Annotated in this window: 15 protein-coding genes and 1 pseudogene; 6 read left to right on the top strand and 10 right to left on the bottom strand. The window is 54.0% G+C overall.

The window, feature by feature from the left end:
* Positions 1–56 precede the first annotated feature (56 nt).
* From VU18_RS09355 to VU18_RS09370, 4 genes are all read right to left on the bottom strand, one after another.
* The gene (locus tag VU18_RS09355) at positions 57–1,049 is read right to left on the bottom strand and encodes a YpdA family putative bacillithiol disulfide reductase (RefSeq protein ID WP_011231718.1); all 993 of its coding nucleotides are present in this window, start codon (positions 1,047–1,049) and stop codon (positions 57–59) included.
* An 89-nt stretch (positions 1,050–1,138) separates the two neighbouring features.
* A complete protein-coding gene (locus VU18_RS09360) occupies positions 1,139–2,410 on the bottom strand; it encodes a Glu/Leu/Phe/Val dehydrogenase (protein WP_011231719.1) in 1,272 nt (423 codons plus the stop codon).
* Positions 2,411–2,570: 160 nt separating this feature from the next.
* Positions 2,571–3,161, bottom strand: a complete 591-nt coding sequence (locus VU18_RS09365) for a genetic competence negative regulator (protein ID WP_011231720.1) — start codon at positions 3,159–3,161, stop codon at positions 2,571–2,573.
* Between the two features lie 157 nt (positions 3,162–3,318).
* Positions 3,319–3,711 carry a hypothetical protein gene (locus VU18_RS09370; RefSeq protein WP_041467892.1) on the bottom strand — a complete coding sequence of 131 codons (393 nt, stop codon included), beginning with the start codon at positions 3,709–3,711 and terminating at the stop codon, positions 3,319–3,321.
* A gap of 103 nt (positions 3,712–3,814) precedes the next feature.
* Here VU18_RS09370 and VU18_RS09375 point away from each other — a divergent pair, with 103 nt between their 5' ends.
* Genes VU18_RS09375 through VU18_RS09385 form a run of 3 tightly spaced genes read left to right on the top strand, consistent with a single transcriptional unit; the run spans position 3,815 to position 4,906 of the window.
* Positions 3,815–4,045, top strand: a complete 231-nt coding sequence (locus VU18_RS09375) for a spore coat associated protein CotJA (protein ID WP_014196217.1) — start codon at positions 3,815–3,817, stop codon at positions 4,043–4,045.
* Positions 4,042–4,302 (top strand): spore coat protein CotJB, encoded by a 261-nt coding sequence (locus tag VU18_RS09380; RefSeq protein ID WP_014196218.1) that lies wholly within the window; start codon positions 4,042–4,044, stop codon positions 4,300–4,302. Before VU18_RS09375 ends, VU18_RS09380 begins: the two co-directional genes overlap by 4 nt.
* A gap of 34 nt (positions 4,303–4,336) precedes the next feature.
* A complete protein-coding gene (locus VU18_RS09385; RefSeq protein ID WP_011231723.1) occupies positions 4,337–4,906 on the top strand; it encodes a manganese catalase family protein in 570 nt (189 codons plus the stop codon).
* Between the two features lie 25 nt (positions 4,907–4,931).
* Here VU18_RS09385 and VU18_RS09390 read toward each other — a convergent pair.
* The 6 genes and pseudogenes from VU18_RS09390 to VU18_RS09410 form a co-directional block, all read right to left on the bottom strand.
* Positions 4,932–5,291, bottom strand: a 360-nt coding sequence (locus VU18_RS09390; protein ID WP_236687344.1) for a YpbF family protein, incomplete at its 5' end; no start/stop codon positions are given.
* A gap of 1 nt (position 5,292) precedes the next feature.
* Positions 5,293–5,378, bottom strand: a pseudogene (locus VU18_RS21245) (DUF2663 domain-containing protein); the annotation flags it as partial.
* A 98-nt stretch (positions 5,379–5,476) separates the two neighbouring features.
* A complete protein-coding gene (locus tag VU18_RS09395; RefSeq protein ID WP_021321972.1) occupies positions 5,477–6,007 on the bottom strand; it encodes a LysM domain-containing protein in 531 nt (176 codons plus the stop codon).
* Positions 6,004–6,588 carry a CPBP family intramembrane glutamic endopeptidase gene (locus tag VU18_RS09400; RefSeq protein WP_011231726.1) on the bottom strand — a complete coding sequence of 195 codons (585 nt, stop codon included), beginning with the start codon at positions 6,586–6,588 and terminating at the stop codon, positions 6,004–6,006. Before VU18_RS09400 ends, VU18_RS09395 begins: the two co-directional genes overlap by 4 nt.
* Positions 6,572–8,095 (bottom strand): ATP-dependent DNA helicase RecQ, encoded by a 1,524-nt coding sequence (locus tag VU18_RS09405; RefSeq protein ID WP_014196219.1) that lies wholly within the window; start codon positions 8,093–8,095, stop codon positions 6,572–6,574. Before VU18_RS09405 ends, VU18_RS09400 begins: the two co-directional genes overlap by 17 nt.
* A complete protein-coding gene (locus VU18_RS09410) occupies positions 8,083–9,129 on the bottom strand; it encodes a helix-turn-helix domain-containing protein (protein ID WP_042380384.1) in 1,047 nt (348 codons plus the stop codon). Before VU18_RS09410 ends, VU18_RS09405 begins: the two co-directional genes overlap by 13 nt.
* Positions 9,130–9,383: 254 nt before the next feature.
* Between VU18_RS09410 and VU18_RS09415 the strand changes: the two genes are divergently transcribed.
* From VU18_RS09415 to serA, 3 genes are all read left to right on the top strand, one after another.
* Complete coding sequence (locus tag VU18_RS09415; protein WP_011231729.1) at positions 9,384–9,632, top strand: ferredoxin; 249 nt, start codon at positions 9,384–9,386, stop codon at positions 9,630–9,632.
* Between the two features lie 164 nt (positions 9,633–9,796).
* Entirely contained in the window at positions 9,797–10,300 is a 504-nt protein-coding gene (locus tag VU18_RS09420; protein ID WP_011231730.1) for an inorganic diphosphatase, read from the top strand.
* Between the two features lie 221 nt (positions 10,301–10,521).
* Positions 10,522–12,096, top strand: a complete 1,575-nt coding sequence (gene serA / locus VU18_RS09425) for a phosphoglycerate dehydrogenase (RefSeq protein ID WP_012820732.1) — start codon at positions 10,522–10,524, stop codon at positions 12,094–12,096.
* The last annotated feature ends 227 nt before the right edge of the window (positions 12,097–12,323 follow it).

Consider the following 12,323-nt stretch of genomic DNA (forward strand, 5'->3'; position numbering starts at 1 on the left):
ATTGTTCGAGGAGGGCATGCCGTCATATGCCCAGTCGATGTATTGGCCAAGAAGCGCTACTGCAGCTGCTTGGCCGACCCCTCCCGTTCGCGCTTGGCGATGCAGGCGGCAATAGCGTCTCCATGGAAGCGGCCGTTTTCGATAAAAATTTCATTCGCATCGTTGCCAGCGGCGATCACCCCGGCGATAAACACCCCCGGCACGTTTGTTTCCATCGTCTCTGAATCATAATGCGGCCGGCCGCTTTCCGGGTCGATCTGCACCCCGATGTTCATCAAGAAGCGATGATCCGGATGGTAGCCGGTCATGGCAAACACAAAGTCGTTTTTGATTGTTTTCGTTTCCCCGTCCACTTCATACACGACCGCATCTTCGGTAATTGCTTTCACATGTGCGCGAAACTCCATGCGGATGACGCCTTTCTTCACAAGAGAGTCAAACTCCGGCAAAATCCACGGCTTAATGCTTTTCGAATACTCGTTGCCGCGATACAGCACTGTCACGCGCGCCCCAGCTTTCACAAGCTCCATCGCCGCGTCGACGCTCGAGTTTTTCCCGCCGATGACAACGCAGTCGGTGTTGAAGTACGGATGCGCTTCTTTAAAGTAATGCATCACTTTCGGCAGCTCTTCCCCCGGCACGTTCATATAGTTTGGATGGTCGTAATAGCCGGTGGCGATGACGACGTACTGCGCGCGGTACGTCCCTTTTGTCGTTTCAATAAGAAATGCTCCATCTTCCTGCGGCTTGACGGTTTTCACTTCTTCAAACGTATTGACGCGCACTTGCTTGCGAACCACGACTTCCCGGTAATAAGCGAGCGCTTGATTTCGCGTCGGCTTCCGGTTTTCCGTGATAAACGGCACGCCGCCGATCTCCAACCGGTCGCTCGTGCTGAAAAACGTCTGATGCGTCGGAAAACGGTAAATCGAATGGACGATGTTTCCTTTCTCGATCACCAGCGGCGAAAATCCTGCGTCTTGCAAAGCAATCGCCGCCGCCAGCCCGCACGGACCGCCGCCGACAATAATGATTTTCTCCTCTTTCATCGTTTTTGCCACCTCGCATGAAGCAAAAAATCCCCTATCTTATGATAGGGGATTTCACCAAAGCTTGCAAACATCGGCGCTTGCTCGCCTCACACCCAGCCGCGGAACCGGCACGCTTCCGCCATTTTGCGGACGCCGACCATGTAGGCGGCAAGGCGCATGTCGACGCGGCGCGTCTGCGCCATTTCATACACGTTGTTGAACGCTTTGACCATCACTTTTTCAAGCCGCTGTTCCACTTCTTCTTCCGTCCAATAGTAACCTTGGTTGTTTTGCACCCATTCGAAGTACGACACAGTCACGCCCCCAGCGCTTGCAAGCACGTCCGGAACGAGCAAAATGCCGCGCTGCGTCAAAATTTCCGTCGCCTCAAGCGTCGTCGGCCCGTTCGCCGCCTCGACGACGATGCTCGCCTTAATGCGCGGAGCGTTTTCGGCCGTAATTTGGTTTTCGATGGCCGCCGGCACCAAAATATCGCAATCGAGCTCAAGCAGCTCTTGATTCGAAATCGTATTTTTAAACAGCTTCGTCACCGTGCCAAAGCTGTCGCGCCGTTCAAGCAAATAGTCGATGTCGAGCCCGTTCGGGTCGTACAGCGCGCCGTACACATCGGAAATGCCGACGACTTTCGCCCCGGCGTCGTGCATAAATTTGGCCAAATAGCTGCCAGCGTTGCCGAACCCTTGAACGACGACGCGCGCTCCCTTGAGCGACAAGCCGCGTTTTTTCGCCGCCTCGCGGATGCAAATGGTCACTCCTTTGGCCGTCGCTGTTTCCCGGCCGTGCGAACCGCCGAGGACAAGCGGCTTCCCGGTGATAAACCCTGGCGAATCAAACTCGCGAATTCGGCTGTACTCATCCATCATCCACGCCATAATTTGCGAGTTCGTAAACACATCCGGCGCCGGAATGTCTTTTGTCGGTCCGACGATTTGGCTGATGGCGCGCACGTAGCCGCGGCTTAGCCGCTCGAGCTCGCGGAACGACATCGTGCGCGGGTCGCAGACGATGCCGCCTTTGCCGCCGCCGTATGGCAAGTCAACGATGCCGCACTTTAAGCTCATCCAAATCGACAGCGCTTTCACTTCTCGTTCCGTCACATCAGGATGGAAACGCACGCCGCCTTTCGTCGGACCGACCGCATCGTTATGCTGCGCGCGGTAGCCGGTAAAAATTTTCACCGACCCGTCGTCCATGCGCACCGGAATGCGGACTGTCAACACGCGGATCGGCTCTTTTAACAGCTCATACACTTCTTCCGGGTAGCCGAGCTTTTCCAACGCTCTATGTATAACAATTTGTGTCGACGCCAGCACGTCGTATTGTTGTTCTTTCTCTTCCGTATGCTTATCGGCTGCCATACGTAAACCTCCTATAAGCTCGCTATAGTAATTTGTCGCCTTTCATGTCATAGTATACACCTTCTGTGGCCGGATGCAAAGGAAAAATGGCGAAGCGGCGTCGAACAGTTGGCGCAAAAAAATAGACTCCTTGTCCATTTCAAGGAGCCTTTCTATACCTTTAATTGGCGCGGAAATAACGAACGAGCTGTTCGATCGCGCGGCGTTCAATCAGCCGCTTCCCATATTCTTGCACACGATGTATCGTTATCGTAGCCGGGTTGCCAAACTCGGCCAGCAAGGCGACAAAGTTGTCGAGCGGAATTGGGGGCTCTTCGGGAACATGCAAGTAAAAGCGGCCTTGATAGGAATAAAGCGTGCCGTCGAGGCAACCGACCGCATGCAGGCGATGAGCGAGCTGGATGACATCTTCAAACGTTTGGAATTCGTAAAATATGTCATCGCTCTCATCGAGCGTTACTTGCATTTCGATATAATCGTCGGCGAATTCTTCTTCCATGTCGTCGTAGTCGCCTTCGTTCGTAACGATAACGACCATGCCCTGCGCCGGTAAAGAGTACACTTCGACCGCGATCGATCCGTTCACTTCAAAACCGAGCTCTTCGCTTGCTTCCTCGATCATATCGCGGAACAGCTGATGGACTTTAAACGTATCTTTCCATAAATCGTCTTTCGTCAACCCGCGGTCCAGCAAATCGTCAAACGTCAGGAAAATTTTGATTTTGTTGTGGGTCAAGCGCTCAAGACGCATCGGCACCCCTCCTTACCTACAGAGCCATCTCTTACCGTTATTGTATGACGCAAGCGGCAATTGGTTCGTTTGTTGTTATTAATGAGTTTACATCGTTTTCCCCGTTTTAGACAAGCATTTTTTCTCGGTTGCTCCCCGATCAGCATACTTCCTCCTGTCATGGCCAGCGATGCGGCATCGTCTGGCGGCTTCTCAACGTCATCATACCATAAAAAAAGGAAAAAACGAAAAAAAGCGCCGCCAGCCGCCAATGGAACTGAAACGCCCAATAAAAATGGCCGAGCGCCGCCAAGCTGAACAACCATTGGCCTAAGCGGAGCCGCCGGCCGGACAACAAACGCACCGTCCCGGTTACAGCGATGCTAAGAAGCGCCCCGTTGGCAGCGACGCCGAGCAAAAAACAAGCAAAAGCAAGCCATGTTCGAAACGGGGAAAACAACAGCTGCGTCAAAAACAAGGTTGGGGAAAACGGCTCAAGGGGCGGCAGCCAGCGAAAAAACAAATACGTGCACAAGACAGCGACAAAGGCGATCATCCATAGGCGGCACATTTTTTCCTCCTTATTATTGCCATGATTCGCCATGACAAACAGGCATGAACGGTACTGCTCTATCATAATATAGACTGAACTTTGCCAAAAAAGGAGGGGTTTCATGTTTACAACGCGCAAACAATATGAGCCGTATACAAGCCCGTTTGACCCATGCCCGCCGATCCGCGTGAAAACATACGTCACCGCACCAAACTTATACGTCGGATTCCAGCCGCCCAACTTGCCGCAATTCCCTCTTCGTGAAGCGTTGATGAAAGGGACGCTTTGGCAAGTGTTTTACGATCCGTACTACAGCCCTTACGAAACAAAGACAAAAGGTGATGGCTCATGAAACAAATGCCAAAGGAGTATTATGAACAGCTTGAAGAGCTGCAAGCCGTCGACTTTGCCCTCGTCGAACTGACACTCTACTTGGACACCCATCCGACCGACTATCAAGCGATTCAACAATTTAATCAACTCGCCAAAAAACGGAAACAGCTGAAAAAACAATTTGAAGCCGCCTATGGTCCGCTTGAACAGTTTGGCCATAGCTATTCCAACTACCCGTGGAACTGGGACGACACGCCATGGCCTTGGCAAGTGTAGCCGATCCATCACGAACGCAAGGGGGGAACGGATCATGTGGATTTATGAAAAAAAATTGCAATACCCGGTCCGCGTCAGCACGTGCAATCCGCGGCTGGCAAAATATTTGATCGAGCAATACGGCGGGGCAGACGGGGAGCTGGCAGCGGCGCTCCGCTACTTAAACCAGCGCTATACGCTGCCGCCGAAAGTCATCGGGCTGCTAAACGACATCGGTACGGAAGAACTCGCCCACCTTGAAATGATCGCAACGATGGTGTACAAACTGACGAAAGACGCGACGCCTGAGCAGCTAAAAGAAGCCGGGCTGGAGCCGCATTACGTCGACCATGAGCGCGCCCTCTTTTACCATAACGCCGCCGGCGTTCCATTCACGGCGACGTACATCCAAGCGAAAGGCGACCCGATCACCGACTTGTATGAGGACATCGCGGCCGAAGAAAAAGCGCGCGCGACATATCAGTGGATCATCAATATGAGCGACGACCCGGATTTAAACGACGGACTCCGCTTTTTGCGCGAGCGGGAAATCATCCATGCCCAACGGTTCCGTGAAGCGGTGGAAATTTTAAAAGAGGAGCGCAACCATAAAAAGGTTTTCTAAGCCAGCAGCTGAGCGGAACCCCCGCTCAACTTTGTTCATAATAAAGATTGATGCCATACTCCCGCTTCATCCATTCAAACAGCCGATGGCGCCCGTTCCACTGTTCTTGGTCCTGCCATAAATCGATGCTTTTTTGAATGATCTCACAGCGAAGGGCGTGAAAATCGTCTTCCGCCTTTTCGCTTTTTCCTTTGTAGTAGACGGCTGCCCAATAAACGGTGCTTAAAAGAAGCAGAATCAACACATGGGCAGGCGCAGCGAAAAACCAGGCGATCCGCTCTCCCCACGTCCCGAAAGCCGCCGCCTTGGCCAAAAGATAAAGCAGGAAAACGGCCAAACCGGAAAACGCGGCCGCCTGCAAGAGCAACGTCCGCTTTTCGAGCCGNTCCCATTTTTTCTTTTTTTCGATGACGGCCATCAACATTTCCTTCGCCACTTCATCGAGGGGAAATTCATCTGGAAAATGGACCATCTCCTCTCCCCCTTGTCCTGTTTTTATTGTCCATCATATGCCGCAGAAGGCAGCATTAGAACAAAGAAAGGGGAGCGGCAGACAATGCTTTGTTTCGCTCAATGGTTTTCGTCAAGCGGAATGCGCAGCGTTTGCCCTGGCTGAAGGCGGCCCGTCGACAAGCCGTTTTCCTTTTTAATGAGATCGATCGCATCAGGCGTGCCGTAATATTTCATGGCGATGCTGTAGAGCGTCTCATTGGCTGCGACGACATGGGTGATGATTTTTCCTTGTTCATCATCGGTCTTCTTTTCCCGGCCGCCGACGCTTCCTCGGTCGGCGGCGCTCTTCTGCTTCGATTTGGCCGCCTGTTCTGTCCTCTTGACTTCGTCGTCTTGAATAATGCGCACCGTCTCGCGGCCGCTTTGATCTTCATGACGAACGACTGTGACCGTGTCGGACTTCGATTGGACATGGTGGATGGCCAGCACGACTGCCGGCAACGCCAAAAACAAGAACACGAGCAGGCGGGACGGGACGTATTTTCGCTTTTGTTCTTCTTTTTCCCTCCGCCGTTTGATGCGCGAGGACGGCGCGCTCTCATCGATCCGCAAGCGCCGCCCAGCTCGGCGCTCCTGTGTTCCTTTCATCGCTTCACCCCTTCCTCCCGCTGCAACCGAATATGCAAAGCGAGCACCACATCGATCAAAAAGTGGGCGACAACCGTCACCCATAAACTCCCGGTCTGTTCGTAAAGCGCACCGAGAAACAAACTGATGAGCACAACCATCAGAAACAAAAACCATTTTTCCAAATAGCGCACATGCAGCACAGCAAAAATGACGCTTGCCGCTCCAAGCCCCCAATGCGTCTGCACAACACCGCGAAACAGCCATTCTTCCGTCACAGCGATGAGCGCACATAAAAAAAAGAGATGCGGAATCGAGCGGCCGCGGAATATTTTTTCGTTCACCCCGCCGTCGTCATGCCAATCATCCGGCAAATAGCGCATGGCCAAAAAATCGACCGCCAGCACGAGCGCCGCCCCGCCCGCTCCGTATAGCAGCACATCGGTGAGATCGAACCGCCAAAGCCGGCGCCACTCCGCCCAATCGAACAAAAAGAGCGAACAGCCGCCGGCGGCAAGAAGCAGCAACCCTTGCGTTACATAAAGATGAAAAAGCAGCTCGCGCTCTGTCATCTGCCGGATTTGTTCACTTTGCCGTTTCATTCGTCCGCCCCCCGCCAAAAAGCATGTCCCACAACTCCTCGCGCCAATGGCGAACCGGCGCCTCCTCCGGACGGCGGACGGCTCGTTCATAGCCGTCAAGCGAAAGCCCGCAGCGATCGCAGCAGACATTCTGCTGATCCGTCAGCTCCTCGCCAAACGCGCGGACAAGCGCTTGACGCCGGCACGAAGACAAGTGCACCCATTCATCCATTTCCTGCAGTTTTTTCCGCTTCCAGCGCCGCCGCGCCTCGATGGCGGCTGCCATCCTGCCGTACAGCCGCTCTTTCGCCTCCGCTGTCAGCCAACCAGGCATCGCCCGTTGTTCCCGTTCTAAAAAATACGCCAACAGCCGCTTTTGTACGTCGGTGAATCCGGCAGCCTCGAGCGTCGCCATCGCCGCTTCCCATCCGGCTCCTTCCGGCAGCCGCCAACACCACTCACGCAGCTCGCGCGGACTTAACAGCTCGGCCTCCGCCACCGCCTGGGCCATGGCCCGGTCGCCGTCCGCATAAAATAACACAGCAAGGCTTGGCGCTCCGTCGCGCCCCGCGCGCCCGATTTCCTGCACGTACGCCTCGAGCTGGGCCGGCATATGAAAATGAAGCACAAATCGGACGTTTTCTTTGTTCACGCCCATGCCGAATGCGCTTGTACAACATACGATGTCAAGCTGACCGTAGACAAATTGCTGCTGCACGAGCAGCCGTTGCTCCCCGTCCATGCCGGCATGGTAATAGGCGACCCGCCCCGCGCCGCACTGTTCGAGCCGGCGCGCCATCTCTTCCGCCCATTGACGGCTCGAAAAATAAATGATTCCCGGGCCTTCGAGACGCTTGGCATAATCGGCCAAGCGCGCCGCTTTGTCCTCCGTTGATGAACAATGCTCCACGCACAAGGCGATGTTCGGACGATCGACGGAATGAATATGGCGGCGGGCGCCATCCATCCCGAGCGTGCGAATAATATCCTCCTGCACCTCGGGCGGCGCCGTCGCCGTCAACGCCAAACACGGCGGGGCCCCGAGCGCGCGCCGGATCTCCCCAAGCTTTAAAAAGTCCGGGCGAAAGTCATATCCCCATTGAGAAATGCAGTGCGCTTCATCGACGACAAAAAGCGAAATGCATACGCGCCGAAGCGCCGTTAAAAATTTTGCCGACTGCAGCATCTCCGGCGACGCGTAAATAAAGCGAAACTCCGCAAGCGAAGCGAGCGCCTGCCATTTTTCTTCGGCATCAAGCAGGCTGTGAAAAGCAATCACTCGCTTTTCCCCGCGCCGGCGCAACTGCTCGACTTGGTCCTCCATGAGCGACACAAGCGGCGAAACGATCAGCACACTGCCTTGAAGCAAATACGCTGGCAGCTGATAGCAAAGCGACTTGCCGCTTCCGGTCGGCAGCATCGCCAGCACGTCGCGCCCAGCAAGCACATCTTCCGCCACTTCCCGCTGACCCGGGCGGAATGAAGCATGTCCGAACTTCATGCGCAGCGTTTTCGTCAACTCGTCCAACGTCCCACTTCCTTTGCCAACACGAGCCGAATTTCGAAATAGCTGACTTTGCCATCAAGCGCCTCGCGAATCTCTTTCAATTTCCTCGTCCTAAGCGCCTGCGCCGCCGCTCGAATGGCCGCCGCCTTTTCATCGTCGACAAACGGGGCGATCGAAAAACCGGACACATTGGCAGCGATTTCGACAACGTGATCCTCAATCGTGCTTCGCTTCAAGCGGCGAAGATTGGAAATATCTTCTATCGTTTTTCCTTTCCGCAGCCATTCGTACGTTTTTTGCGCCGATTGTGTCAGCACCGCCGGCGCCAGTCCGCTCATCAATTCGGCCATCATCGGAACGCGTCCAGCCTCAGCTTCCGCCATGATGTAATGAAGCACGTTGCGGAATTGAAACTGCACGTAGAGCGCGTCCTTTTGCAAATAGGCCGCGATTTGCTCCATCGTCCAGCCGATGCGGACCGCGCTCGTCAAACGCAGCGTAAAGATCACCGCCGCCTCCTCCGAAACCGCTTCAAGCAGCCGGATGAGCTCTTGATACAGCGTCTCGGCCAACATTTGGCGCGATCCTTTTGCAAGCAAATATTGCTTCACCCATTGAAGCGTCCGCTCGTCGCGGCAAATCGGTGCAAAACGCCGCCCATAGACGAGGTTTGACAATGTCTGCCCGATCAAGGAAAGACGCTGCCAAAACAGCGGTTCCGCCTCATGATAGCGCCAGCCGTTCAGATGGCGGGGGAAAAGCGCTGCTTGCTCGGCAAGCCATTCTTCCCCTGCCGCGGTCAACGTGTATGTCCGCTGTTTCGCGGATAAAGCGAGTCGCTGTTCGACAAGCGCCATTGCCGCTTCCTCGAGCGCCGCCAGCGTCACATTCTTCCATGTGCCAAACAGCGGCTCAAGCTGAAACCATTTGCTGTCTTGGAGCGTCTGCGCCGATTTTTTTCCCGAAAATAAATGATACACCGCCGCCAGCGTCCGTTCGCCGTTGAAGCGGCGCAAGCAATGGGCGAGCAAAAATGAGGCATAGCCATGCCGCATCCTGCGTTCCTCCCTCGCCTCTATTGTAGCAAAAATCGCCCAACCGGTCGGCAGAAAAAATCGATCGGTTGACAGTTCCGCCATATGATAACAAAACTAAATAAGATGCATATGTGTAAAAATACAAGAGAGCGATTTTTTTGTTGAAAAGCCGGCCGTACGGTCTTATTATTAAAAGTGAAAAGTTCATTTCCGAGCAGGCAACACGGAGATGGCCCGTCCGTTTCCAATAAACTTGGGGAGGTTCGATTTTTATGCCAAAGTATACGATTGTGGATAAAGAGACTTGCATCGCCTGCGGAGCTTGCGGCGCCGCCGCTCCCGACATTTACGACTACGACGAGGACGGCATTGCCTACGTCACCCTTGATGACAACCAAGGCATCGTCGAAGTGCCGGAGATTTTGATTGACGATATGATGGACGCCTTCGAAGGCTGTCCGACTGAATCGATCAAAGTTGCTGACGAGCCGTTTGACGGCGATCCGAATAAATTCGACTGACATTCCCCCTCTTGCCTTGCCGGCAAGAGGGTTTTTTGATGCAAGCGTGAAATCACAAGTGGCGCATCTTGAACGAACGTGCTACAATAAGATTGGCTTGTCCGCCGCGCCTGCTGGGTGGACAAGTTTTCATGTATACATAACCAACAAAGGAGGAACGGGTTATGGCATTCGAAAATAAAATTGTCGAAGCGTTTATCGAAATTCCAACCGGGAGCCAAAACAAATACGAATTCGACAAAGAACGGGGCATTTTCAAGCTCGACCGCGTCCTATATTCACCGATGTTTTATCCGGCTGAATACGGCTATTTGCAAAATACGTTGGCGCTGGATGGCGACCCGCTCGACATTTTGGTCATCACGACAAACCCGACGTTCCCGGGCTGCGTCATCGACACGCGCGTCATCGGCTATTTGAACATGGTCGACAGCGGCGAAGAAGATGCGAAATTGATCGGCGTTCCGGTCGAAGATCCGCGCTTTGACGAAGTGAGATCGATTGAAGACCTCCCGCAGCACAAACTGAAAGAAATCGCCCACTTCTTTGAACGCTACAAAGACTTGCAAGGGAAACGGACGGAAATCGGCACATGGGAGGGGCCGGAAGCAGCCGCCAAATTGATCGACGAATGCATCGCCCGCTACAACGAACAGAAAAACAAGTAATCCGTCCAACATCTCATTTCACCAGACGCCGTTTTTCTATTTCCGAACAATTTTGCCCATGTCGTTTGATATGGGCGCTTTTCTTTTTCAAACCCCGAACATTCCTGCTCAAAAAAACGTTTTCATTGGTATGACTTCTTTTTCCCCCATTGACAGAAACCGCTTTCGCATGTTAAATTATCAGAAATTTAACATCCTTGAAACAGAAAGGGGCACCCACTGTGTTTCGCGTACTCGTTTCCGACGCCATCAGTGAAGAAGGTTTGGCGCCGCTCTGCGCATCGGCGCAGATCGACATCGTGCAAAAGAAAACAACCGAAGCGGAAGAGGAATTGCACACCTTTGACGCTTTGCTCGTGCGCAGCGCCACCAAAGTGACGGAAGAACTATTGGAAAAAATGCCGAACTTAAAAATTATCGGCCGCGCCGGGGTGGGCGTCGACAACATTGATGTCGATGCAGCGACGAAACGCGGCATCGTCGTCATTAACGCGCCAAACGGCAATACGATTTCGGCCGCTGAGCATACCTTTGCCATGATGGCCGCCCTCGTCCGACGCATCCCGCAGGCGCACATTTCCGTCAAATCGAGGGAGTGGAACCGCTCGGCGTTTGTCGGCAACGAGCTGTTTGGCAAAAAATTGGGCATCATCGGCTTCGGCCGCATCGGCTCGGAAGTCGCCAAACGGGCGCGCGCCTTTGGCATGAGCGTGCACGTGTACGACCCATTTTTAACGAAAGAACGCGCCGAAAAACTCGGCGTCTCGATTCACTCGCTTGACGAAGTGCTGGCCGTGGCTGACATCATCACCGTTCATACGCCGCTCACGAAAGAAACGCGCGGGTTGCTTGGCACGGAAAACTTGGCGAAAACGAAAAAGGGCGTCTATTTGATCAACTGCGCCCGCGGCGGCATCATCGACGAACAGGCGCTCATCCCGTTCTTGGAAAGCGGGCATGTCGCCGGCGTCGCCCTCGACGTCTTTGAACAAGAGCCGCCAGGGGATCATCCGCTTTTAGCGTTTGACAATGTGATCGTTACGCCGCATTTAGGGGCGTCGACCGTCGAAGCGCAGCTGAACGTCGCCACCCAAGTCGCGGAAGAGCTGCTCCACTTTTTTGAAGGGCGGCCCGTCACCTCATCGATCAACTTGCCGGCGTTGTCGAAAGACGTCTATGAAAAAATTCAAGCATTCTATCATTTAGGCCGGAAGCTCGGCTTGATTGCATCGCAGTTTATGAACATCCCGGTGCAAGAGCTGTCGGTCACCTACGCCGGCACGGTCGCTGATCTGGAGACGACGTACATCACCCGCAGCCTGCTCGCCGGCTTCCTGCGGCCGCGCGTCGCCTCAACCGTCAACGAGGTGAACGCCGCCATGGTCGCCAAAGAGCGCGGCATCACATACGGCGAAAAATTTTCCGATGAAACGCACGGCTATGCGAACTGCATTTCGCTCACCGTCCATGGCGAAAACAAAACGTTCACCATCAAAGGGACGCACGTGCCGAACTACGGCGACCGCATCGTCCATTTTGACGGCGTCGCCATCGACTTTGCCCCGGAAGGCCATCTCCTGTATATCCAGCACCAAGACCGGCCGGGGATGATCGGCAAAGTCGGGAACGTGCTTGGGGCGCACGATGTCAACATCGCCACCATGCAAGTCGGCCGCCAAGAAGCGGGGGGCAAGGCGATGATGATCTTATCGCTTGACAAACCGGTTGATGATGAGGTATTGCAGGCGTTGGCGCAAATTGATGACATCGAAACGGTGAAGCGGCTCGAAGCGTAACCACCCGCTTCTGCGGGCAGATCATACAAAAAACGCAGGCCTTCCCAGAAAGGAGCCTGCGTTTTTCGTTCGAGCAAGCCCCACAGCAGCCATTCGCATCGTATAGTTCCCTCTTGCGAAAAGGCGATGATCATGACCCAAAAGGTTGTTTTTCCTTAAACCAAACACAATGCATCGTTTCTTCATGATTGTTTTACGCCTACATACTAAGAAAGGGTGTCCCGATC

Source organism: Geobacillus sp. ZGt-1 (genome assembly GCF_001026865.1).
Lineage (GTDB): Bacteria > Bacillota > Bacilli > Bacillales > Anoxybacillaceae > Geobacillus > Geobacillus thermoleovorans.